This is a genomic window from Tundrisphaera lichenicola, assembly GCF_051175385.1.
Lineage (GTDB): Bacteria > Planctomycetota > Planctomycetia > Isosphaerales > Isosphaeraceae > Tundrisphaera > Tundrisphaera lichenicola.
In genome coordinates, this window is sequence record NZ_CP195106.1 from 7,418,392 (window position 1) to 7,441,085 (window position 22,694).

The window sequence follows — 22,694 nt, forward strand, 5'->3', positions numbered from 1 at the left end:
AGCAGGTCCCTGGCCTCGAAGCAACGTCGATCTCGGAGATGAGTTCCATGAAGACGGCCGGGGCTTGGGACGCCTGGACGTCGCTCGTCCTGCTGGAGCGATTTCGCGGCGGCGACGATCGAGCTGCGGAGGAACTCTTCGAGCGGTACTTCGAGAGGCTCACATCGCTGGCCCGGAGTCGGCTCTCGGCCCGACTGGCTCGGCGGACCGACCCCGAAGATATTGTGCTCTCGGTCTATCGGAGCTTCTTCGTCGAGGCGAAGGAGGGTCGTTATGTCCTGAGCCGGGGCGGCGACCTCTGGCGGCTCCTGTCGGCCATGACTCGTCATAAGCTGCTCAAGAGGGTCAGGCATGAGAGTGCGGCTCGTCGGTCGTTCGAGATCGAGGTGTCGCTCGATCGGGTCGCGGAGGAGGGGCTCCACGGCCGCCAATCCGACCCCACTCCCGAGGCCGCCCTGGCCCTGGCCGACGAGCTGGAACGGGTCTTCTCGCTGCTGGATCCGTCCGGGAGGCGGGTCCTGGAACTCCGGCTGCAAGGCTTGCAACTCTCGGAGATCGCCGAGGACGTGGGCCGATCGGAGCGCTCCGTCCGTCGATCACTGGCGCAAATCCGGGCCTTGCTCTCCGGGCGAATCGGCGATGACTGACGACGCCTTCGAATCGCGAGTGCTCGACTTCGAGCGCGACTGGCGACGCGACGGGCCTCGCGAGATCGGCGATTATCTGGCCGATCCGTTCGGCCCGGGCTCGCCCGGGCGTGGCCACTTGCTGGCGGAGTTGATTTGCGTCGACCTGGAATATCGCTGGCGAAGTCCCGACCTCGCCGGGAGGACCACCCTGCGCGATTATGTGGGACGATTCCCGGAACTGGTCTCGCTCGACCGACTGCCTCTCGACCTCGTCGTCGAAGAGTATCGCGTGCGGCGACTCTGGGGCGATCGGCCTTCGCATGAGGAGTTCCTCTCCTCATTCCCGGAATGGCGCGGGCAAATTCGGCTCGAATTGATCCGAATCGACGGCGAGATCGAGGAGGAGTCGGCCGAACCCGTCTCGACAATGCCTTCGCGAAATCCCCCTCAGGAGAGGCCGGTTGACCCCGACCCCGGCATTCCCCTGCTCTCGGACCGCGACTTCCTGCTCCGCCGCCTGATCGGGTCGGGGATGGCGGGGAAGGTCTACGAGGCGAAGCAGCATGGCGCGGGTCGTGATGTCGCCGTGAAATTCCTCCGGAAATCCTTGATGCGTCACCCGAACGTGGTCCGGCGCTTCATCGACGAGGCCCGCACGATCGCCGGGCTGCATCATCCGAACATCGTGGGGACCCAGGGCCTCGGCCGGACGCCCGCCGGCTCTTATTTCATCGTCATGGACCTCGTCGACGGCGGCAATCTGGCCCGGATCATCGGCGAGCGAGTCGTTGCCGAGGAAGAGGCGATCCGCTGGACGATGGAGCTCTGCGGGGCCCTCGAACACGCGCATGGGAAGGGGATCGTCCATTGCGACCTCAAGCCCGCCAACATCCTGCTCGACGATCGCGGGAGGATCCGGGTCACCGATTTCGGCCTCGCGCGTTCGCTCGTCGCGGAGACGTCCGGGGTGGTCGAGGTCGAGGGGACGGCGCCGTTCATGGCCCCCGAGCAGGTCTCCCGAGCCTGGGGCCCCATCGATCACCGGACCGATATTTACGGCATCGGGGCGGTCCTCTGCACGCTGCTGACCGGACGTCCCCCCTATGTTGGTCGCAGAGTGCCGGACATCCTGGCCGATGTCGTCGCTCTGAACCCAGTCGTCCCGCCCTTGATGATCCGTCCCGGACTCTCCGAATCCCTGGGCGATCTCTGCCGGAAGTGCTTGTCCAAGAACCCGGAAGATCGATATCAGGCCGTCGGGGAGATCCGCTCGGCCCTGGCCGCGATCTGAGCTTGAGCCAACGACTGCCCGCAACTCAAGCAGGGAATGAGGTGCCGGGCCCGTTCATCCTCCGGGTAGTTCCATCGATGGACCGGCCTTCGTGCTTCAGGACCGGACCAGGGTCTCGGCGCCGGGCCAGGCGGCGACGACGGCGTCGTCGATCGAGGGGTGGCAGTCGACCAGCATTCCGAGTCGGACATGATCGAGGACGGCCGCGACGCGGGGGTTGGCCAGGCAGATCCGGAGGGCCCCGCCGGTCCGATCGAGCCGGAGGTGGTGGGCGACCAGGATACCGATCGCCTGGCCGGAGAGGTGGCCGACGTGGGCGAGGTTGATCACGACTCGCCGGGGGAATCGCCGGTCGAACAGCGAGATCAGGGCGTCGCGGAAGGCGTCGATCTCGGCCGCGCCGTCGAGGGACGGCAGGAGCGGGGTGACGACCAGGGTCCCTTCGATCACCTCGGCCTTCAGGCCGATTTCCTCGTCATCCCCCCCGAGGCTGAGGAACTCCTCGGTGGCGTCGGGGACCTCGCCGGTGGCGGGCATCAGGCTGGCGGATTCGGCCTCCAGCCGCGTCGACCGATGCGAGATCGGGCCGACGGCCAGGGCGAAGGAGATCGGGCCGATCCGGATCTGGTCGCCGTCGCGGACCTCGGCCTCGCCGTCGCGGAGCCTCCGGCCGTTGAGTAGGGTCCCGTTGGTGCTGGACAGGTCGCGGAGGACCAGCCGGGTTCCTCGGCGTTCGAGGATCGCGTGCGATCGGCTCACCTTCAACGACCCGAGTCGGAGCTGGCAGTCCGGCCCCCGGCCGATGACGAATCTCGGTGATCGGATCGCGATCGGTCGGCCCGTCGAGGGGCCATCCTGGATGATCAGGCGAAAGCCGGACATGGCGGGGGGCTCCTCGGACCGGGCGGGGCGGGCGTCTCCGGCCCTCAGCAAGGCGGACAGGATGGGGACGGGCAGGGGGCGGAGCGGGGGCAATTCGGGCCACGATCCTTCGAGGGCCGAAGCCGTATCGGGGCAGACTTCGACCGCCCGGCCGAGCCCGGCGATCTCGAAGGCCGAGGCGACTTGCGGCCGGAGGCCCGCGACCTTGACCGTCCCTCCCTCGGCCCCCGAGCAGCGCCGGACGACGCCGGAGATGGAGCCGGCGGCCCAGGTCGAGAGCCGCTCGACGTTCGAGAAATCCAGGACCAGACGACGGTGCCCGGCCTCGGTCAGCGCCAGGAGGTCGCCGGTCAGCTCCTCCAGGTCTTCCTCGCGGATCAGGGCCTGGTCCGAGAGGATGACCACGGTGATCCCCCGCCTTCGCGAGAGCCGGAACCTGGCCCAGCCTCCCGGCGAGGTCTGGGTCGCGGACGTGGCCGGGCCATTCCGGGTCGAGGGGGATCGCCTGGCGAGGGTGAACCGTTCGAGCGACTCGCGCCAGTCTTCCCCGGCGGCCGAGGGGTTCCGGTCGTCGAGCGTGCTGACGATCCACTCCTCGATCCGCCGCCCGAAGAAGGGGTCCAGGTGCGTGGCCTCGGCCCCGCGATCGGTCGGAATGGCGATGCCGGGCTGAGTCATGGACGTCTCCCTTCCCATCCGGGTCCCGAGGCCGGGCGCACGGGCTCGACGGCCCTTGGCCCGGCCGAGTTGGCCGCGTGCCTGGACTGGCTGAGGTTCGGTGAAGGCCGCCGTCATCGCGAGCGGTCCGGGCCGGAGAGGGCGGCCGGGATGGGCTCGACGCGGCCCCGCGAGATCTCGCCGCTCGGGGCGGTCGAGGGTTCACTCTCGGGTGGTCGGGTCGTCTTTGCGACGACCACTGTTCAACTAGGCGAGAGATCCCGGGATTCCGGCCCGGAAAAATTCCGCCACTTTTTCAACGACCCGATTCGCTCTCATTCGTCCCGATCAGGAACGGCCCCAGGATGAGCCGGGGCACGCCGATCTCGATCACCGCGACCTCGCCGGTATAGGCCCCGGCCCCGGCCTGCTCGAAGCCGAGCTTGGGGCCGACGAAGGTCGCCGTCAGGGTGGCCCGGATGGCCAGGCCCAGCGGCTCGCCCGAGTCGGTGTCGAGGCCCGAAGGGAGGTCGAGCGCCAGGACGGGTCGGCCCGATCGGTTGATCGAGGCGATCGCGCGGGCCAGGATCCCTTCCACCGGGCGAGTCAGGCCGGTCCCGAGGAGGCCGTCGACCACCCAGTCGGCCTTGGACCACAGGGCATCGAGCTGAGACTCGTCGAGGTCGTCGTCGACGATCTCGGAGGAGATCTCGGATCGTTCCAGGATGTCGCGCTGGGCGGCGGCATCCCCCTTGAGCTTCGAGGGATCGACGAACCAGGCGACGTGGACCTCGAAGCCCCAGGCGTCGAGGTGGCGCGCGACCACGCCGCCGTCTCCTCCGTTGTTGCCCGGCCCGCAGGCGATCACCACCCGACCGGAGGCCAGCCGCGATCGGAGCGCCTCGGCCGCCCCCCGGCCGGCGTTCTCCATCAGGACCAGGGTCGGCAGCCTCAGGCCCTCGGCGGCCCGGGCGTCGATCCCCCGGACCTCCTCGCGAGACAGCGGGCGGACCTTCATGGTTGGGCTCTCCCGGGCGTTGACAAGCGGGCCGGACGCGACTCAAAATACACCAGGACCCCAGCCCGAGTCGATGCAACCGACGCGCCAATCCGCCTTGCGAGAGGACCTTGTTCGATGCCGATGTACGAGTACCGATGCGAGTCCTGTGACCACGAGTTCGAGGCCCTGGTCCGCTCGTCGAGCGACGTCCCGAAGTGCCCCCGATGCAAGGGGACCGAGCTGCTCAAGGCCTTCAGCGTCCCCGCCGCCGCCAGGGCGAACGCGGGGCAGGGGATGTCCTTGCCGATGGCCCCGCCATCGGGAGGCTGCGGCGCCGGCGGTTGCGGGTCGGGGATGTGCGGGATGGGGTGACGGGCGATCGAACATCCCTCAAGGATTCCCGCCATGCCCGACGCCCGAGTCCTCATCGACCCATCATTGGAACGCCGCCTCCGTCTGGAAGCCTGGGACGGCCTCGACGATCGCGAGCGGCTCGAACTGGGCGACCGCCTGGCCGGGCGGCTCCGGGCCCATGGCTGGGCCGTGCCCGGGCCGATGACCCTCGGGACCTTCGGCCCGCCCAACGCCCCCCGATCGATCCTCCAGTGGCGCGAGCCGGACCTCGGGATGACGTTCTCGCTCGTGCCAGGGGGGACGCTTCGGCCCGGCTACGACGAGGCCCGACTGGCCCTCTTCGAGGAGTACCGCCTCCGGCTGGATGGGGAATGGGACGAGGAGGATCTCGGCCCTCGTGAGTACGGCCAGGTGTTGCCCTTCGGAACCGAGTGGCCCTGCGACCTCCGGCCCAGGGACCCGGTCCAGGTCGCGCCCTTCTTCCTGGCGACCGAGCCGGTCCGGCCCTCCCTCCCCGGGCTCCAGGCCGTCTCCGGGCTCCCGGATGCTTACTTCGAACCGAGGAAACGCGGGCCTTACGACCACCCCTTCATGGGGGACGCGATCCAGTTCCCCTGGCCTCGGGTCGGGCCTACCCTGGAGCATTACGGGTGGGACTTGCTCGCCTCGGTCGAGTTCGAGTGGGCCCTCCGGGGTGGGTCGGAAACGCTATTCTACTGGGGCGACAACCTCCCGGCGTTCATCAGGCCGGAGCGGATTCCTCCGGAGGAGAAGGCGGCCTGGCAGGCGTCGTTTGACGAGATCATGTCGGCCGACTTCGACGCCGACCGTCCCGTGTCATGGCCATGGTTCAATGCGTTCGGCCTGGCGGCGATGCTCCCGCTCCCGACCTGGTGCGCCCGCTCGGAGGTTCCGGGCGATCCCGCGCCCGAGACGATTCGGGGCGGGGCCTCGTACGTTTTCCCCTGGCAGTGGTGCGGCGAGTGGACGCTGCTCCTCAGCGCCGTCGAGCAGCGTTCCGAGCCCGGTTACGGCGACGACGGCGTGATCCGCCCCGCGATCCGCCTGGTGGCCGGCGACTGACCGGGCATGCCACGATCAGTCGGCGAAGGCGTAGCGGACGATGCAGTAGAGGGCCTGGAAGCCGTCCTTCCAGCCGATCTTCTTGCCTTCGCTGTAGTCCCGGCCGTTGTAGCTGACCGGCATCTCGAAGATCCGGCATCGGCGGGCGGGCCGACCTTCGAGCGGGGGGACCTGGAACCGGGCGACCTTGGCGGTCACCTCGGGCTCGAAGCCGAACCGGTTGCTCTTGAGGGGGATGTTCTGGATCACCTCGCGGCGGAAGACCTTGTAGCAGACCTCCATGTCGGTCAGGTTCAGGTCGGTGAACATGTTCGAGAGGATGGTCAGGAACCGGTTGCCCATCGAGTGCCAGTAGTGGAGGACCCGGTGGCTCTCGCCGATGAAGCGTGATCCATAGACGACGTCGGCCTTCCCCTCGATGATCGGCTGGAGGAGTCGCGGGTACTCCGAGGGGTCGTATTCGAGGTCGGCGTCCTGGACGATGACGATCTGGCCGGTGGCGTGCTTGAATCCGGTCCGGAGCGCCGCGCCCTTGCCCTGGTTGATCTCGTGGAAGCCGATGGTCAGGTCGGTCTCGGTCTTCACCCACTCGCGGAGCATCTCGGTGGTGCCGTCCTTGGAGCAATCATCGATCAGGATGATCTGCTTGCGGATCGGCACGGCGCGGACCTTGTCGACCAGGGTCTTGAGCGTGTTCCGCTCGTTGTAGACCGGGATCACGACCGAGAGGACGAGATCGGCCGGGATCGGGTAGATCCCCAACTGGCGGCAGACGGGCGCTCCCAGGGAGCGGATCAACCATTCCTTGCCTTCCTCGTTCTCGAAATCGATCGACAAGGGATTGGTCTCCAGCTCAGGAGCGGCAGAAGGAGGGGATGATCCTCGGTCCGGGGAGACCCGGGCGTGAGGCGGCCGGATAGCGGAGGTTTCCATCGGATCGACTCGGAATCGTTGGGATGCCAGGCCGGCCCGGCCCACCATCGATAATACCCCAGGCGTCCTTCGAGCGAGCGAACGAAGCGTCGAGGACCCGGCGTGCCGCCGATCTCGCCCGACGCCGGTCCGAACTCGAGGTCTCGAAAAGACGCCTCCCGGGGTAGAGTCGAAATCCGATGCCGATCGCCGACGCGCCGGGGTCAGACCGTCAGATGCTCGTCCTCGATCCAGCGTCTGGCCTTCTCGCGATGTTCCTCGGTGACGAAGGCCGAGACGGCCGTATAGGCGGCGGCCAGGATGCTCGCGTCGTCGCTCAGTCCCACGAAGGGGAGGACGTCGGGGATGGCGTCCAGCGGCAGGACGAAGTAGGCCAGGGCCCCCGCGACGATCCCCTTGACCCACATCGGCGTGGTGGGGTCGAGCAGGCAGAAGTAGAGCGAGACGGTCTCCCGAGCCATCGGGATCCTCCGGAGGCTCCGCTTGGCCTTGGCCGCGAACCCCTCGCGGGCCGTGGCCTCGGCCCGCGACTCGTCGCGGCCGACGTACTTGCTCGGGTCGATCCCGACCTTCGACCACCAGCTTGCCTTCTCCGTCTCGGTTGTCATCGCGCGCCCCCTCGTGCTGATGCGATCGGCCTCCGAGAGTTCTTCGCGGATCCACCCCTTTCATTTCGGGAGGGTGGCCTCGATTGCTCGGATCGCCGCCAGATGTCCTTGATTTTGATGATAAGTCTTCAGTTGTGCCAGATGTGAGGCCGTGTTCTTGGTGCAGATCAGGGAGTGCGGGGAACCGCTGTGGTCGGTCCTCCGATCCAGGTCGCACTTGTGATTGAGAATCTGGGTTTCCAGGTGATTGCGACGCTCTTGCCTGACGCGGAAGCGATGCACCGACTCCTTCGGATCCGCGAGAAACCGTTTCAGCTCCTCACATTCCGCGCACTTGCAGGTAAGCGTGGCCTCGCGTTTGTAGTCCTTGGGCTCCTGGGGCATCCGGGCCGTGAGCGATTCCAACTGCTCGCGGCATGAGGCGAGCCATCGCGTGAGGGCGGGCCAGGGTTTCTTGACGTTCTTCTTGAGCCAGGGGGCCAGCTCCTCCAGGGTCGACGTTTGCTCGGGCGTCAGCGGATATTTTTTGGGCAAGGCCAGGGCGTGGGCCACGACTCGCGAGAGCTGGTCCTGCTGATCGGTGGCGATGAGCAATCGCGCCAGGCCCGCCAGGATTTTCCCACGGTCTGCTTTCCGGGAATACCAATCGGGGGCCGATGAGGTTTGATCGATCTTCTCGATCGCCGAGATCAGGTCTTCGGCAAGCTCCGTGCAGAGCTCGCCCCATCCGGCCTTCTTGCGGGGCCGGGCCGTGCAGACTTGCTCCAGCAACCGGACATTTCGTTCCATCGTCTTTTCGGCCGTGGCCTTCATGGCGGCCTGAAGTTCCTTCGCGAAGGCCGACCAGCCGTACTTCTGGCAAATCGCCGCGATCGACTGGCCGGGATCGACCGACGGATCGCGGAGCATCAGACTTCCCAGGAAGTGGGCGATCAACGGGGTCTCGTCCAGGCCGACGATCGCCTCCAGGAGTTCGCCCGACTTATCCTCGATCCCTCGCAAACCGTAGCCTTCCGACTCGGGCCATTTCTCGAGGATCGCTTTGGCCAGGCCGATGCCTTGCGCCTTGAGCTTTGCCGAATCCTTCCCCTTCGCGGCTTGCCAGCGCCCGACGACTTGCGTCAGCTCGGGGATGACGGCCCGGCTGTCCCGGTCGCAGATGATCTCGAAATGGCGGGAGTCGGGCCAGACGAAAATCGCGGCATGTCGATACCAATGCTCGATGGTCATGCCTTCGTTGCCGGTGTAGCCCTCGAATTCCTCCTCGGGGTCGACGTCCTTGAGCGTGTCCGGGTCGAGGACCTCCGCCTCGTCAACGTTCAGTTCGCCGATGGGGAGGTCGCGGCCCTCGGCGTCGATCCAGTGCGTCGCGGTCAATCTGGTGTCGTAGATCTCGCCCATCTGGTAGTCTTCGGGATCGTCATAGCCTCCGTGCCCCCATCCTCGACCATAACGGGATCGGCGGCGGTCCCGGGGTTTTTCCTCGGCCTCGCCCGACTCCCAGAGCGTGAGCAACGCCAGATAGGCCTTGCAGTCCGACTGCTCGGCGGCCTTGCGGAGGACCTGCGCCCGGGCGCGGTCCTCGCCTTTCAGCGAATCCCAACCGAGCCCGTCCTGGGTGTATTGGTGCTCCAGGGTGATCGCCAGTTTCCCGGCCGAGTCGTCGCTCGACCATTCGCGGAGGAGGCGACCGACCTTCTCGATGTGCTTCGACTCGCGAGGGGCGGAGATCGGCTTCTTGGATTTCGAGAGGGTCAGGTTGTAGATCAGGCAGGGGCGGTAGCCCTTCGCGAGCGGCCGGACCTCGTGCTCGCAGTCGGCATAGAAGGCGGCGTAATGGGTATGAAACCGAGGATCGGCCCCGCCCTGGAAATCGATCACCCGTTCCTGGCCATCGTGGCGGACCACGAGCTCGCCCCCCTCGTAGGTGGAAGGCAGGACGATCACCAGCGTGGCGACCATCCGGTCGAGCTTCTCGCCGTCGCGATGGGGCAGGAAGAAGCTCCCGGGCTCATACAACAGGAAGTCATGGAGATGGCCCTCCAATTCCTGCTTATCGAGCCCGAGCCCGAGCTGGACCTTGGCGATGGTCATCCGGAGGAATCGATCCCACTCGGGGTTGGTCACCGAGAATCGGCCAAGCTCCAGCTTCCAGACCTTGCGGACGGCCGTGTCGACGACGGTCTTCGCCCCTTGACCGTGTGGGGCCTGTCGGCAGTGCTTGATCAGTTCTTTCGCCTGCTTGATGGTGAGGGGCAGGCCGATCGGCCCCAGGCCATCCACCTCCAGGCCGGGCAGGACGGCGGGGGCACTGCCATTGACGCAGAATGAGCCGGGACGATCGATCTCGCTCAGGGCCTCATCCAGTTGGTCCAGGACCTTCCCTCGGACGGGGCGATTCTCCTCCTCGTCGAAGCCTTGATCTTGAAGCGCCATGGGCTGGCCGACTCCTCTCGATGGGCCTGGGAGCGATCTCAGTTCGAGCGATCGGGCAGTCCCTCCTTGATGGATCGCCCCGCTCCCGGGCGGGAGCGGGGCGAGATTCCGCGCGAGATCCGACGATCAGGCCTTGCGGCCCTTGCCGACGAACTCGATGGCGTCGGCGGTGCGCTTCAGGAGGTCGTCGATCTGGGCGGGCGACTCGAAGCCGATGATGAACGAGTCGACGGTCCCCAGCCCGAGGACGTAGCGGAGCGAGGCGTCGCGGCGCTCGGGCTCCTTGAACGCCCCTTCGCCCAGGATTTTCATGCCGACCACGCCCTTGCCGGAGTCGTGCATCTCCTGGAGTTCCGAGGCGACCTCGTCGGGGTTCTTGTCGTCCATGATCATCCCCTCGGGGTTGATCCGGGCGAGGTTGATCTCGACGAATGCCTCCTTGGCCGAGGTCCGGAGCGGGTCCATCCCGTGGTTGCTCGTGCCGTGGGCGCGGATGATCCCCTCGGCCTTGGCCTGGCGGAGGTAGTCCATCGATCCGGTGTGGTCCTTCTGCCAGCCCGCCTTGGTCATGCAGTGCAGCAGGACGATGTCGATCATGTCGACGCCCAACTCCATCCGATACCGCTCGATGTGGCTCTTGGCATCGGCGAAGTCGGTGGCGTGGCTCTTGGTCTGGATCACGTAATTCTCGCGGGGGACGCCCTTGAGGGCCTCGCGGAGGTAGACGTGCGAGCCGTACTGGTCGGCCACGTCGAAGAGGGTGATCCCCCGGTCGAGCGCGTGGCGGACGACCTTGGTGAACTCCTTGACGCCGAGCTTGGTCTGGTTGCTGGCCTGGCCGTTGCCGTGGCTGCCGGTGCCCATCCCGACGAGCGAGACCTGGATGCCGGACTTGCCCAGGGTCACCTTGTCGGTCGGGGTCTTGGGCAGGGCGTTGCGCGGGGCGGCCATCGCCGAGGCCGGCAAGGCGGCCAGGGCGGCGGTCGCCGCGGTCGCCTGGAGGAAGTCGCGGCGGTTCAGGGACGGCGTCATGGGTTCACCTCCGAAAATAAAAGTTCGGGGTCGGGAAGGGAAAGGGATCGCCGACGCCTTTCGGCGGGCCGACGCCTTGGCCGATTCTAACCCGAGGCGGGATCTGCTACCATAAGGCAACGCCGGACTGTGGGGTTGGGTGCGAATGCCCCTCACCCCGGCCCTCTCCCAGGGGGAGAGTGAGGAAGAGTTCCCTCTTCTGGTTCGTTGCGGAAATCGAGACCGAAAGCCTGTCTCTCTCTCACCTGGGAGAGGGCCGGGGTGAGGGGCATTCGCAAAGTCCCAAGCGCCGGGCCTTCCCTGGAGTCATCGCCGTGTTCACCGGATTGGTCGAGGCCCTGGGAAGGGTCGAGAAGGTCGAGCAAGAGAACTCGGGCCGGAGATTCCGACTGGCCTGGCCGGACCTCCCGGGGCCCTTGAGCCTGGGCGAGAGCATCGCCGTCAACGGCTGCTGCCTGACGGTCGTCTCGACCGATGGGGGGACCTTTGACGTCCAGGCCGGCCCCGAGACCCTGCTCCGGACCAACCTGGGGACCAGGGCCGTCGGCGACGCGGTGAACCTGGAGCGATCCCTCCGGGTGGGCGACCGCCTGGGAGGTCACTTCGTCCAGGGGCACGTCGACACGACCGCCCGACTGTCCGAACGTCGGACCGACGGCGAGTGGGAATTCCTCGCCTTCGCGATCGATCCCGCCTGGACCCCCTTGATGGTCGCCAAGGGCTCGATCGCCATCGACGGCGTGAGCCTGACGCTCGTCGACGTCGATCCCGACCGCTTCTCGATCATGCTGATCCCGCACACCCTGGCCGTGACGACCCTGGGCACCCTCAAGCCCGGCGACCTCGTCAACATCGAGGCGGACATGCTGGCCAAGCACGTCGCGAAGCTGATGGGGAAGGGGGGATGATGAGACTCCCGCGATTCAGGCTCGACGCCTCGATGTTCGGGGTGATCCTGGTGGCCCTGAACCTGGCCGCCGTTCGTTACATCTACCAGCCGGTCCCGGGCGATATCAGCCACCACAACCTGTTCATGAGCCTCTGGCCGATGGGAAACGCACTCGCGATCGTCCTGGTTCGAGCGGCCTCGCGCGGGGGACTGAAGGGGCACCCGTTCGCCCGGGGCTTCGTCATCGGGGGATCGGCGATGATGGTCGCCTACCTCCTGTGCGACCAACTCCTTCCCGATACGGCGTCCAGTCTCTATTCCCTGCCGCGTCGCCCCTTCATCCGATTTTGCAGGGCCCACCTCCCCGATTCCTGGTTTGTCTGGACCTTACCTAATGGCGTGTCGTATTTCCGATTTTATGCCCTGTTTTCCTTGCTCTACGCCTGGCCTCAATTCGTCGTGGCGGGATTGTGCGGGATGATCGGCAGCCGGGTGGCCCGATCACCAGGCCGGGCGATCCTCGCCTGATCCCGGCCTTCGTGCGACCGCATCATTCGTAGGGCAGGGCTCGCCCTGCCGGCCACGGTTTCATCTACCAAAATTCGCCCGAAGATCGAGACCACCATGCCCCCGCAGCGACAGACGCAGTCGTACCTCCGGAGCCTGTTCGACCGGAAGGGGATCTCCCCCCGGCACCGGTTCGGGCAGAACTTCCTGATCGACCTGAACATCCACGACCTGATCATCAAGTCGGCCGAGGTCGGGCCGGGGGACGTGGTCCTGGAGGTCGGGCCGGGGGCGGGGGCGCTCACGACCCTCATGGCCGACACCGGCGCGACCGTCGTGGCCGTCGACATCGACCCCGCCATGGCCGGGCTCACGAGCGAGGCCACCCGGGGGATGATCAACGTCCGGGTCCTCAACGTCGACGCCCTCAAGGGGAAGAACAAGCTCAACCCGGAGGTCCTCGACAACGTCCGGTCGGGCCTGGCCGTCGTGCCCGATCGTCGGTTCAAGCTGGTGGCGAATCTCCCCTATAACGTGGCCACGCCGATCATCAGCAACCTTCTGGTCCACCCCGAGCTCTGCCCGACCCGGATCGTCGCCACGATCCAGCTCGAGATGGCGCGCCGGATGATGGCCGAGCCCGATTCCGACGACTACGGGGCCCTCTCGGTCCTGGTCGGGGCCTTGACCGACTGCACCCTGGTCCGGACCCTGCCGCCGAGCGTCTTCTGGCCCCGGCCCAAGGTCGACTCGGCCGTCGTGGCCCTGGTGCCCAGCGCCGAGAAGCGGGCGAAGATCGGCGATCTTCCCTGGTTCCACTCGGTCGTCCGGCGGATCTTCCTCCATCGTCGGAAGAACCTCCGGAGGGTCCTCTATAGCCTCTGGCGCGACCGGTGGACCAAGCCCGAGGTCGACGACTTGCTCGAATCGATCGGCCTGACCGGCCTGGTCCGCGCCGAGGCGATGGACGTGGGGCAGCACATCGCCCTGGCCGCCGCGCTCCGCGATCGGCTCGGGCCGGGGACCGAGGCCGATCCCGGGGAGGAAATCGAGGACGAGGGGGAGTCCCTCGAAGAATCGGCGCCGGCGGAGGAATGAATTCCAACGCATGGCCCGGAATTTTCGTATGATTGAGTCGTCTCCCACACTCGCGACCCCCCGGCGGGCGTGCGGTGCTGGGGGTGCTCGTGGGAGCACCCCCGATGAGAAAGCCCACGGCCCGGACCCTCCGAAGCCAACCACACCCGCCGCCCGGACGCGAAGATCTTTCCCGAGGAAAACAACGATGAAGTTCCGCCTGGGCAGCCTCGCCGTCGTCGCCGGATCCCTGCTGTCGTTCTCCCTGGTCGGCTGCAACCCGCCCGAAGAGACGACGACGGAACCGCCGGTCGTCACCCCCGGCCCGGGTGCCGAGACCCCCAAGCCGTCCGACACCCCGGCCACTGAGACCCCGGCCCCGGCCGTCGAGACCCCGGCCCCGGCCGTCGAGACCCCGGCCCCGACCGTCGAGACCCCGGCCCCGGCCGTCGAGACCCCGGCCCCGGCCGTCGAGGCCCCGAAGATCGACGCCGAGCCGGCCACTCCCACCCCGACTCCCGAAGCTCCGAAGGTCGAAGCCAAGCCGGAAGAGGCTCCCAAGTCCCTCTGATCCGAGTGCGTCCATCGCGTTCAAGCCTGCCCGGGCCGGCCCCTTCGAAGGAGGGGGCCGGCCCTTTTGCTTTCGAAGATGCTCGCATGAAGATCCGATGGATCTCGAATATTTGGCCCGTTCGGCGCTGATCTTGCGGCACTAGCCGTGTGGCCGGCGCGTCCCGACCACGCGCCGCCAACCGAAGCTCGAAGATCGAGGCCAGGGGGATCGCGCCCGAGCCGGACGCGAGGTCGGTCCCCCATTGCTTGAAATGAAGGATGATTTGGAATGCTGCTATTTTCAAGGAAATTGACCGGGGCCGGATTTGTCCTATTACTGGGATCGATGTGCCTCAGCCCCGCCCGGGTCCAGGGACAGCCACAAGCGCGGGGCGGGGATGCCGATCCGCAGGCCGGCGACTCGATCATGTCGATGGCCTATCCCACCGGAGATCGGGCCACCAGCACGCTGCTGATCGAACTGCAGAATCCCGGCCAGGTGCCGATCGGCAAGAATTATGATTATCAGATCAAGGTGACCAACCTTTCGAAATCCCTGGTCCTGGACAACGTCAAGGTCCACCAGACCCTCGCCGAAGGTTTCTCGATCGAGAAGTCCGAGCCCGAGACCCACGAGAACTCGAACGGCCGGGCGAACTGGTCAATCCCTCGGCTTGGCCCCGGCGAGACCTCGACGATTCGCGTTACTGGGCTGGGCGACAAGGAAGGGGATGTCTCGAGCTGCTTCCGGGCGACCTACGAGCCGTCGCTCTGCGCGACGACACGCTTCATCCGCCAGGAGATCCAGCTCAGCAAATCGGCCCCGGAATCGGCGAATTACTGCGACCCGATCGCGATCCACTACGTGGTCAAGAACACCGGGAGCGGCCCGGTCAAGGACGTCCGGCTCCGCGACGAACTGCCCAAGGGCCTGGCGACCTCCGACGGTGGCAAGTCGGCCGTCGATGTGAAAATCGGCGAGCTGGCCGTTGGCCAGTCCAGGGAAATCACCGTCAACGCCGTGGCCCAGGAGCCCGGCAAGTACACCAGCCGGGCCGTTGCCGAAGGTCCCAACGACCTCCAGGCCCGGTCCAATGAGACGACCACCAGGATCGTCCAGGCTAATCTCGACGTGCAGATTGCCGGCCCAGGCGCCCAGTACATGAACGAGGCGATGACCTACAAGGTCACCGTCAAGAATGAGGGCAACGCCATCGCCCGCGACGCCAAGCTCCAGGTCGAGGCCGACCCCGAGGCCCGCGTCCTCCGGGTCAGCAAGTCCGCGCCCAATTCCGTCGAGCCGCAGGCCAGCGGGCACACCGTGGCCTGGAACCTGGGCAATCTCGAGCCCGGCCAGACTTCCGAGGCCAGCTTCACCGTCGTCGCCCGCGGTAAGGCCACGCTGAATCACACCGCGACCGCCACGTCGGCCTGCGCCCGGGGCGGAGACGCCGCCAGGTCCGTGACCACGGTCAATACCGAGATCCTCACCTACCCGGCCCTCCTCCTGGAGATGGTCGACCGGGTCGATCCGGTCAAGGTCGGGGATGAGGAAGTTTACACGATCGTCGTCCTCAATCAGGGCGAAGGGGAAGACCGGGACGTCAAGGTCGTCTGCAACCTTCCCGAAGGCCTGAGCTTCGTCAAGGCCGACGGCCCGACCAATGCTGGTGCCGATGGCCAGACCGTCACCTTCGACCCGATCGACAAGCTCGATCCCAAGGAGAAGGCCACCTGGACGCTCCACGCCAAGGTCAACAAGCCCGGTGATGTCCGGACCAAGGTGAACCTGACCAGCGACTACCTGACCACGCCGGTCACCGAGACCGAGCCCACCCGACTGATCGGGCACGACTGAGCCCCGATCGAATCGCCCTGCCTCTCGCACGGGCCTCCCCGATTGGGGGGGCCTTCTTCATTTCGAAGGACCCTTCGTCGGATCGGATCGGATCGGGCCGGGGGAGGGGCCCGTGTCGCTCGACCGGGCTGCGGGGCCGTCGGCGGGCCGCAAGGCCACGGGTCGATCGTCATGATGAATGATAGATTGAACTAATTGTGAGTGTTGATTTCTGTCTCGTGGTCGTCCCGCGCAATCTCTCAAAGTGATATTATTTCATCGTGTCTATTGACTGTCACGGTAACAATAGATATTTAATTGAAAAATATGATAAATTTCCGGGGCGCGAGGTCCTCCGGGCCGCTGCCGGGCCCGACGCCGGATCGCCAGGAAGAAGGTCGTCCGCGGCATCTTGCCGGCGTCGCCCCGTCGTGTTTTCGCGCCCGCATCGTCGTCCTTCCGCGGCGATCAGCCCGCGGATCGTGCGGTCGCATGTGGATTGCTGAAGCGTGTCGTCCTGGCGGGTCTCTTCGAATCCGTGCCGGTGGCCTGGCACTCGGGTTAAGCGGGGGTGTGACATGTCGAAGCGCGAGTTGATGATGGATTCCCTGGAAGTCAGGGTGCTCACCGCGGCGCGTGTGACCCAGGCCGTCGTCCCGACGACTCGCGGGTCGTACGAGGTCCTGCACCAGAACCAGGGGGTGATGGTCAGCCCGATCACGCCCGGCCAGGTGGCGACCGACTTCGTCAAGGGGTTCCAGATCCGCGGGATTGGCAAGGTGAGCGCGGCCCCGGTCTTCATCCCCCACGTCGCGACCAACGGCGGGGTCCATGATGTCTGGATCGTCGCCACCCAGGATGGAAATCTCTTCAAGTACGATGCCCACACCGGCAAACTCCTCGGCGGGATCCACCTCCACTACACCAACCCGACATCGGGATACACGGCCGAACCCGTCGACGGGTCGACGTTGGGGAATCCCTACCTCTCCGGGAACTACTCCATCACCGGGACTCCCGCCGTCCGGCCGGACGGCCAGATGGTCCTGCTGCTGGAGCAGGTGGTCCGGGGCCATGGCGAGGCCCATTACGTCTGGAATTTCCTGGTGGTCAATCCCTCGACGCTCCTACCCACGGTGGTCAATCGGTTCGCCGACACGACGGTCCGGGCCGATGGCTCGGTCTCCTTCATCGGGCCGATGGTGCCGGGCACCGGCGGGGGGAGCATCAATACGCCGACCGGCCCCATGGTCCCCTTCGACGCGCGGATCCAATTCAGTCGGACCGCGATCCAGCTGGACCCCACCGGGCTGGTCGCCACCGTCGGATTTGGCGCAAACGCAGATGCGCACATCGACCGCTATCATGGCTATCTCTTCAGCTTCAACACCAACACCGGAAAACTCGTGGGGGCCTTCAACGCCACCCCATCGGGTGTCGCGGGATCGGAATGGGGGTCCGGGATGCCGGTCACCCTCGACCTGACCGACCCCCGCACGGTGTATGCCACCTGGTCGAACGGGACCACATCCGCCGATAGCTATGGGGACGCGGTGACCGGCCTGCACCTGGAAGGTCCCCTGGTCACCGCCAATGGGTACAACGAGCGCATGACGGTGCTCATGGTGCCCCCCGATTACCAGGAGAGCGAGGAACTGGACCTGGACCAGGGATCGAGCCAGGTCACCCTGGTCTCGCCCACCGAGGGCATCACCGCCGGCAAGAGCGGGACGATTTTCCTCTTCAACACCCAGACCGGCCAGATCGACCAGACGATCGTGGATGGCCTGAAGGGGGGGGAATTCGGCACCGGTTCGGTCCTGACGACCCCGGCAGGCACCTTCGTCTATTTCGTCAATTCCGGGTTCAATGGGATGACGGTCTTCGACAAGGAGGCGGGTCGTCTCACGGCCTATCGCTATGACCCCTCGGCCAATCGCCTGACGCTGGCGGGCATGAATCAAGGCTATCCGATCGCCTATCCTGGGGCGACTCCCTCGATCAGCCTTCCCCGGGACGGCAACTACGCCAGTGCGATCCTCTGGGTCACGGCCAACACGTCCCGGGGGAGTTTCCTGGCGGCATTTAGCGCCCAGACCCTCCGATTGATCCGCGAATTCCCCGCCCTTGGCTATTCCCACTTCATGCCGCCCATGATCAACAGCCAGGGTCAGGTGGCCGTCAACTCCGAGACGAATGGGGGAGGGTTCACCGTCTGGGGCCCGAGTGCTTCATTCGCCCGGTCGACCACCAAATCGGCCCCCAGATCGATCACCTCGACGGCTTCCGCGTCCCTCAAGGCTGGCGCGGCGATCCCCCTGACCGATATCTCGGCCGCAAGCCAGCTCGATCCGCCTCGGGTGAAGCATCAGGCGTCCAGAATCAAGGTCTCGCTTCGCTGATTCCGGGCGACCGGAGTCCGCCCTCGCCGGTGAAGGCGGATTGGGGTCCGCGATGCCGGTGCCTACCGCAACGATTCGGGGGCCTTCCTGGGCTCCCCGAGCATGATTTGCTTGCGGATCCGGCGCCGTCACGTCAAAGTTTCAAGCCGGGATCTTCGCCCAATGGGGATGATCCGGGACCCGGAACCTCCGACGCGACCCACTCAAGCAGGCCATGACTCAAGAACCCGCCGCCTCGATCGACAGCCCGGAACCCAAGCCGGCCCCGTCAAACCGCCTGATGTCGCTCGACGCCCTCCGGGGCTTCGACATGTTCTGGATCGTCGGGGCCGAGGGGCTGGTCCAGGGGCTCCGCAAGGTCAGCGACCATCCCGCGATCCAGACAATTTCGCACCAGCTCGAGCACGTCGAGTGGGAAGGGTTCCACTTCGAGGACCTGATCTTCCCGATGTTCGTCTTCATCGTCGGGGTCTCGCTGGTCTTCTCGACCAGCCGGACGCTCGAACGGGAAGGGCGACGCGCGGCGGTCGGGCACATCGTGCGCCGGGCCTTGCTGCTCTACCTGTTCGGCGTCTTCAGCTATGGCGGGTTCGGCACGCCGTTCGAGCGGATCCGCCTGCTGGGGGTCCTCCAGCGGATCGCGATCTGTTACCTGTGCGCCTCGCTGATCTTCTGCTTCTTCCGGACGCGAGGGCGGGTCCTCTGGTGCGTGGGGCTCCTGGTGGGCTACTGGGCGGTGATGTCGTTCGTGCCGGTCCCGGGCGGCTCGGCGGGGAACTTCGCCGAGGGGCAGAACCTGGCCAACTGGGTCGACAAGAATTTCCTCCCGCTCCGGAAGTGGGACGGCGACCACGACCCCGAAGGGCTCCTCAGCACGATCCCGGCGATCGCGAATTGCCTGATCGGGGTCTTCGTCGGCGTGATGCTGGGCGACCCCCGGAACAGCAAGGGGAGGCAGGTCCTCTACCTGATCGGGGCCGGCCTGGCCCTGGCGGCGCTGGGGTGGGCCTGGAGCTTCCAGTTCCCGGTGATCAAGAAGCTCTGGACCTCGTCGTTCGTCCTGGTCGCCTGCGGCTACAGCGCCCTGCTACTGGCCCTGTTCCACCTGGTGATCGAGGTCTGGGGCTGGCGAGGCTGGGCCCAACCGTTCGTCTGGATCGGGATGAACTCGATCACGATCTACATGCTGGCCGAACTGGTGAACATCGAGGGGATCGCCCGCCGCTTCGTGGGGGGAGACCTCAACAAGTACTTCGGCCCCTACGGCCCGCTGGCCATCGCCATTGTGGCCATGCTGATCGTCTTCGCCTTCGCCCGGTTCCTGTACCAGCGGAAGATCTTCCTGAGGCTCTGACGTAGGGGCATTCTCCTATATCTACCGTAAGCCATGCGTCGAGGTTCTCGAAGGGCGACTTCGAGAACTCGACGCATCCGACGGCCCGTCTGCCGATCGCCCGTTCAGGTCGTGGTGGTGCGGTTCGCCTTCGCGCAGGTTGCCCGGAGTCCGAGGGCCAAGGCGACCATCGCCGAGAGCACCAACGGGCTCGGCTCCGGGGCCGGGGTGGGGATCGGGTCGAGCCGATATTCGTGCGTGGTGCCGCTCGCGTCGGTGGCATATCCGACGATCTGGCCGAGGTCGTTGATCGAGACGGCGCTGTTGAGCACCAGGCCCGAGCCGGGCCCGATCAGCTCGTTGAGGTCCACGCTCTTCAGGCCGTCGGAGACGAAGGCGTGATGGAGCGAATCGCTATCGATGATCCCGACGATCGACCCGGAGTTGTTGATCGCGAGGGCGGCACCCCCGGTCGTGGGATTGACATCGGCCCCGGTGGCGATCGCCGAAGTCGGAGCGAGCTGTAGCGGCAATGGGATCCGGACCGTCCGACTACTGGACGTGCTCAGGTTGTCCTTATCGTACTGGAAAAGGAAGGGGCGCCGAAATGCGCCGTATGAGCCGAAACCGACTACCTCGCCCGAATTGTTGACACCTTGCGCGAGGAGTTCAGGGAAGGACACCATGAGGGGGATGCGAGTCTCGGTCCCGGAGCCATCCCGGATGTAACTGAGAGTCGGTGCTGAGGACGACTCTGCTTTCAATATCAGCGAGTAAGCCACCGAGACCGGGGGCGGTTGGCTGGAGATCATCCCGGCCGAGTCGATGTAAAGGGGATAGCCTACGACATTGTACGGGCTGACCTTGGTGACGACACCCAGGTCGGCGACCGAGTCGATCGGGTCGGCGGAAGCAGGCTGGCCGATCAGGATCAGGGTCGCCAGCACCGCGCAAAGCCGCCAGGAATTCTTCAAGGGTTGTGTCACCTTCGGTCATCCCCCGATCCCTGGTATGGATGCACGCTCGCGATTGTGGCGATCGTCGCGACCCGGTCACGCCGAGATTTCCTGCCCGACGCGATCCTCCGTCCGTCCGAACCGGGTATTCGCCGAAACCCGGTTCATGGCCTCGTCAATCGGGCGATACTATCGATCAGGGTCGATCCACTTCGGGCCGTTCGAGGAGTCGGGATGAGATTGGGTTCGTTTTTCCCAGGGAGTTGGCGACCGGATTCATGAGACGACCGGACGACCTGGGCGCGTTGGATTGCTCTAAAAACCTCACAATAGCAGGTATGGCTGCGTAGTGTGGCGTCGAGCGAAGCGAGGCCCACCACGCCGGTCTGGTGGGCCTTGCTTCGCTCGACGCCACACTACTCAAGCTTCTCCGTTTCATGAGTGTCCCAAGTTGTTTCCTTGGAAAGGTTTGCGTGTTGGTTCGATGCTGGCAGTCGGGCTCATACCTTCGGGAATCAGGGGGTCGGGGGAGCCTCGGGAAGGCCACGGGCCCAGTCCAGGAGCCAGAGTTTCCATTCCGACTCGCCCAGGCGGTCGGCTACTTCGAGAGCCTGGAGGACCAGGGCAGGTGTCAGCCTCGGCAGGTGGAGGCTCCGGTCGATCGGCTCGTAGGAGTCGCCGGCCAGCCGGCCGAACCAGAGCGACTTCGACTTGACCTGGTATCGCCAGACTTCGGGCACGCCGAGCCTCGCGTAGATCGGCAGGGTTTTGGACGAGTCGGCCTTGTTGTCGACCTCGATGGCCAGGTCGGGGGGCGGGTCGACGTTCAGGTCGATCTGCTCCTTCGTTCGCATTCGAGGCTCGTTCTCTCCGAAATAGAAGCCGTAGTCGGGCTCCTTGCCACTCCCCTTCCGGGGGCCGGGTCCTTCGCGGCTGAGCGTCGTGGTGGCGGTTCCCTGGCAAGGGATCCGGAGGGCCGCCGTGACCCAGTCGACCACCATGGCGAGCCGCCAACCCGACTTGTCGTGGATATATTGGGGCGACATCAAGATCAAGGTCCCGTCGAGGTAGGTCATCCGGAGTCGGTCGTTGCTCGACCGGTGGCGGAGGTCGAGGTAGGTCCGCCAGAGGACGCCCCGGAGGACGACTCGTTCGGGCCTGGCGGCATGCTTGCGACGGGTCTCGGTGGCCATGGACTGCTCGCTCTCGAAGGGGGACGAAGGTCAGGCGGTAGCGGGAGCCCCGGGCAGGTCCCTGGCCCAGTTGCGGAGCCACTCCAGCCAGGCGTTTTCGCCCATCTCGCCCTCGTAGAGGACGGCCAAAGCCTGGAGGACCAGGGCGGGGGTCAGCCGGGGCAGGCAGGCACTTCGATCGACCTCCCGGTAGGAATCCCCTTCGAGCCGGCCGAACCAAAGGCTCGCCCTCCGGACGTCGTAGCGCCAGACCTCGGGGACTCCCAGCCGGGCGTAGATCGCCAGTGCGTTCTGGGAGTCGTGCGAGTGGTCGACCTCGATGGCGAGGTCGGGCGGCGGGTCGACGTTCAGGTCAACCTCCTCCTTCGTTCGCATCCGGCGCTCGTGATCGCCGAGGTAAAAGGAGGTGTCGGGCTCCTTGCCCGCCTCCTTGCCCGGGTCTCGGAGCGTCGTCGAGCCCGCGCCGAGGACTTCGAGGCCGAGGCCCTGGGTGACCCCCCGGATCAGCAGGCCCAGGGTCTCGGCTCCCCTCTCATGGCGATATGCGGGTGACATCAGGGTCAGCGTCCCGTCGAGGTAGGCCATCCGGACCCGGCCGTTACCCGGCTCGTCGCGGAGCTGAGCATAGGTCGCCCAGGGAACGTTGTGCAGGGTCAATCCCGGAGATTGGGGCGGATCGGGGATCGTCGCGGTGGCCATTCGGATGCTCCTTTTCCTCAACCCGGGCGATCGGCGTAATCGTACTCCGAGCCCCGAGAAGCTTCAAGGGTCGTTGATGCGATGGGGCGGTCCTCCCGTCGCGATCGCGCCAGCCGGAAGTCGGCGCCTGGTCGCGCCTTGCAATCCTCCCAACTCGCGCCGGGGCGCCAGGTTTGGCGTTTGACAGGGGGGCGATCAGGGCGCAAATTTCCCCGGCTGGTGAGACTTACCCCTTTGCTCAACCCCCGAGGGTCCGCCGTCGGAGCAATCCGGCCGACCCTCCCGGTCGATCGTTCGGTCATCTGGTGATGCGACACGTCGATGGATTGAGGGGGTTGGGTCCG

The 22,694-nt window shown here is 66.2% G+C and carries 20 protein-coding genes; 11 read left to right on the top strand and 9 right to left on the bottom strand.

Annotated features, from left to right (window positions below; translation table 11 throughout):
• Positions 1 to 38 precede the first annotated feature (38 nt).
• Entirely contained in the window at positions 39 to 647 is a 609-nt protein-coding gene (locus tag P12x_RS29520) for a sigma-70 family RNA polymerase sigma factor (protein WP_435008704.1), read from the top strand.
• Positions 640 to 1,920 (top strand): serine/threonine-protein kinase, encoded by a 1,281-nt coding sequence (locus tag P12x_RS29525; protein ID WP_435008705.1) that lies wholly within the window; start codon positions 640 to 642, stop codon positions 1,918 to 1,920. The genes P12x_RS29520 and P12x_RS29525 overlap by 8 nt, the downstream gene beginning before the upstream one ends.
• 96 nt (positions 1,921 to 2,016) lie before the next feature.
• On the opposite strand, the gene P12x_RS29530 is transcribed toward P12x_RS29525, so the two are convergent.
• Together P12x_RS29530 and P12x_RS29535 are read right to left on the bottom strand one after the other, a co-directional pair.
• Complete coding sequence (locus P12x_RS29530) at positions 2,017 to 3,480, bottom strand: STAS domain-containing protein (protein ID WP_435008706.1); 1,464 nt, start codon at positions 3,478 to 3,480, stop codon at positions 2,017 to 2,019.
• A 295-nt stretch (positions 3,481 to 3,775) separates the two neighbouring features.
• The gene (locus tag P12x_RS29535) at positions 3,776 to 4,477 is read right to left on the bottom strand and encodes an NAD(P)H-hydrate epimerase (RefSeq protein ID WP_435008707.1); all 702 of its coding nucleotides are present in this window, start codon (positions 4,475 to 4,477) and stop codon (positions 3,776 to 3,778) included.
• Between the two features lie 117 nt (positions 4,478 to 4,594).
• On the opposite strand from P12x_RS29535, the gene P12x_RS29540 reads away from it, so the two are divergent.
• Positions 4,595 to 4,831 carry an FmdB family zinc ribbon protein gene (locus P12x_RS29540; protein WP_435008708.1) on the top strand — a complete coding sequence of 79 codons (237 nt, stop codon included), beginning with the start codon at positions 4,595 to 4,597 and terminating at the stop codon, positions 4,829 to 4,831.
• 33 nt (positions 4,832 to 4,864) lie between these two features.
• Positions 4,865 to 5,896 (top strand): hypothetical protein, encoded by a 1,032-nt coding sequence (locus tag P12x_RS29545; protein WP_435008709.1) that lies wholly within the window; start codon positions 4,865 to 4,867, stop codon positions 5,894 to 5,896.
• A 15-nt stretch (positions 5,897 to 5,911) separates the two neighbouring features.
• On the opposite strand, the gene P12x_RS29550 is transcribed toward P12x_RS29545, so the two are convergent.
• The 4 genes from P12x_RS29550 to P12x_RS29565 all read right to left on the bottom strand — a co-directional run bounded on the left by P12x_RS29550 (position 5,912) and on the right by P12x_RS29565 (position 10,905).
• Positions 5,912 to 6,733: a glycosyltransferase family 2 protein gene (locus tag P12x_RS29550; protein ID WP_435008710.1), complete on the bottom strand. Its 822-nt coding sequence runs from the start codon at positions 6,731 to 6,733 to the stop codon at positions 5,912 to 5,914.
• Positions 6,734 to 7,032: 299 nt separating this feature from the next.
• Positions 7,033 to 7,437: a YkvA family protein gene (locus P12x_RS29555; protein ID WP_435008712.1), complete on the bottom strand. Its 405-nt coding sequence runs from the start codon at positions 7,435 to 7,437 to the stop codon at positions 7,033 to 7,035.
• 60 nt (positions 7,438 to 7,497) lie between these two features.
• On the bottom strand, positions 7,498 to 9,873 hold the full coding sequence (locus P12x_RS29560) for a 2OG-Fe(II) oxygenase (RefSeq protein ID WP_435008713.1): 2,376 nt from the start codon (positions 9,871 to 9,873) through the stop codon (positions 7,498 to 7,500).
• Positions 9,874 to 9,999: 126 nt separating this feature from the next.
• Positions 10,000 to 10,905, bottom strand: coding sequence for an aldo/keto reductase (locus P12x_RS29565; RefSeq protein WP_435008714.1), 906 nt, complete (start codon positions 10,903 to 10,905; stop codon positions 10,000 to 10,002).
• A gap of 314 nt (positions 10,906 to 11,219) precedes the next feature.
• Here P12x_RS29565 and P12x_RS29570 point away from each other — a divergent pair, with 314 nt between their 5' ends.
• The 7 genes from P12x_RS29570 (at position 11,220) to P12x_RS29600 (ending at position 19,523) form a co-directional block, all read left to right on the top strand.
• Positions 11,220 to 11,813: a riboflavin synthase gene (locus tag P12x_RS29570; RefSeq protein WP_435008715.1), complete on the top strand. Its 594-nt coding sequence runs from the start codon at positions 11,220 to 11,222 to the stop codon at positions 11,811 to 11,813.
• Complete coding sequence (locus P12x_RS29575) at positions 11,810 to 12,322, top strand: hypothetical protein (RefSeq protein ID WP_435008716.1); 513 nt, start codon at positions 11,810 to 11,812, stop codon at positions 12,320 to 12,322. The genes P12x_RS29570 and P12x_RS29575 overlap by 4 nt, the downstream gene beginning before the upstream one ends.
• 96 nt (positions 12,323 to 12,418) lie before the next feature.
• On the top strand, positions 12,419 to 13,399 hold the full coding sequence (rsmA, locus tag P12x_RS29580; RefSeq protein WP_435008718.1) for a 16S rRNA (adenine(1518)-N(6)/adenine(1519)-N(6))-dimethyltransferase RsmA: 981 nt from the start codon (positions 12,419 to 12,421) through the stop codon (positions 13,397 to 13,399).
• A 187-nt stretch (positions 13,400 to 13,586) separates the two neighbouring features.
• The gene (locus P12x_RS29585; protein ID WP_435008719.1) at positions 13,587 to 13,949 is read left to right on the top strand and encodes a hypothetical protein; all 363 of its coding nucleotides are present in this window, start codon (positions 13,587 to 13,589) and stop codon (positions 13,947 to 13,949) included.
• Positions 13,950 to 14,219: 270 nt separating this feature from the next.
• Positions 14,220 to 15,788, top strand: a complete 1,569-nt coding sequence (locus P12x_RS29590; protein ID WP_435008720.1) for a CARDB domain-containing protein — start codon at positions 14,220 to 14,222, stop codon at positions 15,786 to 15,788.
• Positions 15,789 to 16,345: 557 nt separating this feature from the next.
• On the top strand, positions 16,346 to 18,169 hold the full coding sequence (locus tag P12x_RS29595) for a hypothetical protein (protein WP_435008721.1): 1,824 nt from the start codon (positions 16,346 to 16,348) through the stop codon (positions 18,167 to 18,169).
• 214 nt (positions 18,170 to 18,383) lie between these two features.
• Complete coding sequence (locus P12x_RS29600) at positions 18,384 to 19,523, top strand: acyltransferase family protein (protein WP_435008723.1); 1,140 nt, start codon at positions 18,384 to 18,386, stop codon at positions 19,521 to 19,523.
• A gap of 104 nt (positions 19,524 to 19,627) precedes the next feature.
• Here P12x_RS29600 and P12x_RS29605 read toward each other — a convergent pair whose 3' ends face one another.
• The 3 genes from P12x_RS29605 to P12x_RS29615 all read right to left on the bottom strand — a co-directional run bounded on the left by P12x_RS29605 (position 19,628) and on the right by P12x_RS29615 (position 22,350).
• Complete coding sequence (locus tag P12x_RS29605) at positions 19,628 to 20,488, bottom strand: hypothetical protein (protein ID WP_435008724.1); 861 nt, start codon at positions 20,486 to 20,488, stop codon at positions 19,628 to 19,630.
• A gap of 485 nt (positions 20,489 to 20,973) precedes the next feature.
• Positions 20,974 to 21,651 carry a Uma2 family endonuclease gene (locus P12x_RS29610; RefSeq protein WP_435008725.1) on the bottom strand — a complete coding sequence of 226 codons (678 nt, stop codon included), beginning with the start codon at positions 21,649 to 21,651 and terminating at the stop codon, positions 20,974 to 20,976.
• Positions 21,652 to 21,681: 30 nt separating this feature from the next.
• Positions 21,682 to 22,350, bottom strand: coding sequence for a Uma2 family endonuclease (locus P12x_RS29615; protein WP_435008726.1), 669 nt, complete (start codon positions 22,348 to 22,350; stop codon positions 21,682 to 21,684).
• Positions 22,351 to 22,694: the final 344 nt, after the last annotated feature.

Bases quoted from the DNA above. Each gene is read 5' to 3' on its own strand.
- P12x_RS29575 (WP_435008716.1), top strand. From the start codon at position 11,810: ATGATGAGACTCCCGCGATTCAGGCTCGACGCCTCGATGTTCGGGGTG.
- P12x_RS29560 (WP_435008713.1), bottom strand. From the start codon at position 9,873: ATGGCGCTTCAAGATCAAGGCTTCGACGAGGAGGAGAATCGCCCCGTC.
- P12x_RS29530 (WP_435008706.1), bottom strand. From the start codon at position 3,480: ATGACTCAGCCCGGCATCGCCATTCCGACCGATCGCGGGGCCGAGGCC.
- P12x_RS29555 (WP_435008712.1), bottom strand. From the start codon at position 7,437: ATGACAACCGAGACGGAGAAGGCAAGCTGGTGGTCGAAGGTCGGGATC.
- P12x_RS29610 (WP_435008725.1), bottom strand. From the start codon at position 21,651: ATGGCCACCGAGACCCGTCGCAAGCATGCCGCCAGGCCCGAACGAGTC.
- P12x_RS29595 (WP_435008721.1), top strand. From the start codon at position 16,346: ATGTCGAAGCGCGAGTTGATGATGGATTCCCTGGAAGTCAGGGTGCTC.
- P12x_RS29565 (WP_435008714.1), bottom strand. From the start codon at position 10,905: ATGACGCCGTCCCTGAACCGCCGCGACTTCCTCCAGGCGACCGCGGCG.
- P12x_RS29545 (WP_435008709.1), top strand. From the start codon at position 4,865: ATGCCCGACGCCCGAGTCCTCATCGACCCATCATTGGAACGCCGCCTC.
- P12x_RS29590 (WP_435008720.1), top strand. From the start codon at position 14,220: ATGCTGCTATTTTCAAGGAAATTGACCGGGGCCGGATTTGTCCTATTA.
- P12x_RS29520 (WP_435008704.1), top strand. From the start codon at position 39: ATGAGTTCCATGAAGACGGCCGGGGCTTGGGACGCCTGGACGTCGCTC.
- P12x_RS29525 (WP_435008705.1), top strand. From the start codon at position 640: ATGACTGACGACGCCTTCGAATCGCGAGTGCTCGACTTCGAGCGCGAC.
- rsmA (WP_435008718.1), top strand. From the start codon at position 12,419: ATGCCCCCGCAGCGACAGACGCAGTCGTACCTCCGGAGCCTGTTCGAC.
- P12x_RS29540 (WP_435008708.1), top strand. From the start codon at position 4,595: ATGCCGATGTACGAGTACCGATGCGAGTCCTGTGACCACGAGTTCGAG.
- P12x_RS29600 (WP_435008723.1), top strand. From the start codon at position 18,384: ATGACTCAAGAACCCGCCGCCTCGATCGACAGCCCGGAACCCAAGCCG.
- P12x_RS29535 (WP_435008707.1), bottom strand. From the start codon at position 4,477: ATGAAGGTCCGCCCGCTGTCTCGCGAGGAGGTCCGGGGGATCGACGCC.
- P12x_RS29615 (WP_435008726.1), bottom strand. From the start codon at position 22,350: ATGGCCACCGCGACGATCCCCGATCCGCCCCAATCTCCGGGATTGACC.
- P12x_RS29585 (WP_435008719.1), top strand. From the start codon at position 13,587: ATGAAGTTCCGCCTGGGCAGCCTCGCCGTCGTCGCCGGATCCCTGCTG.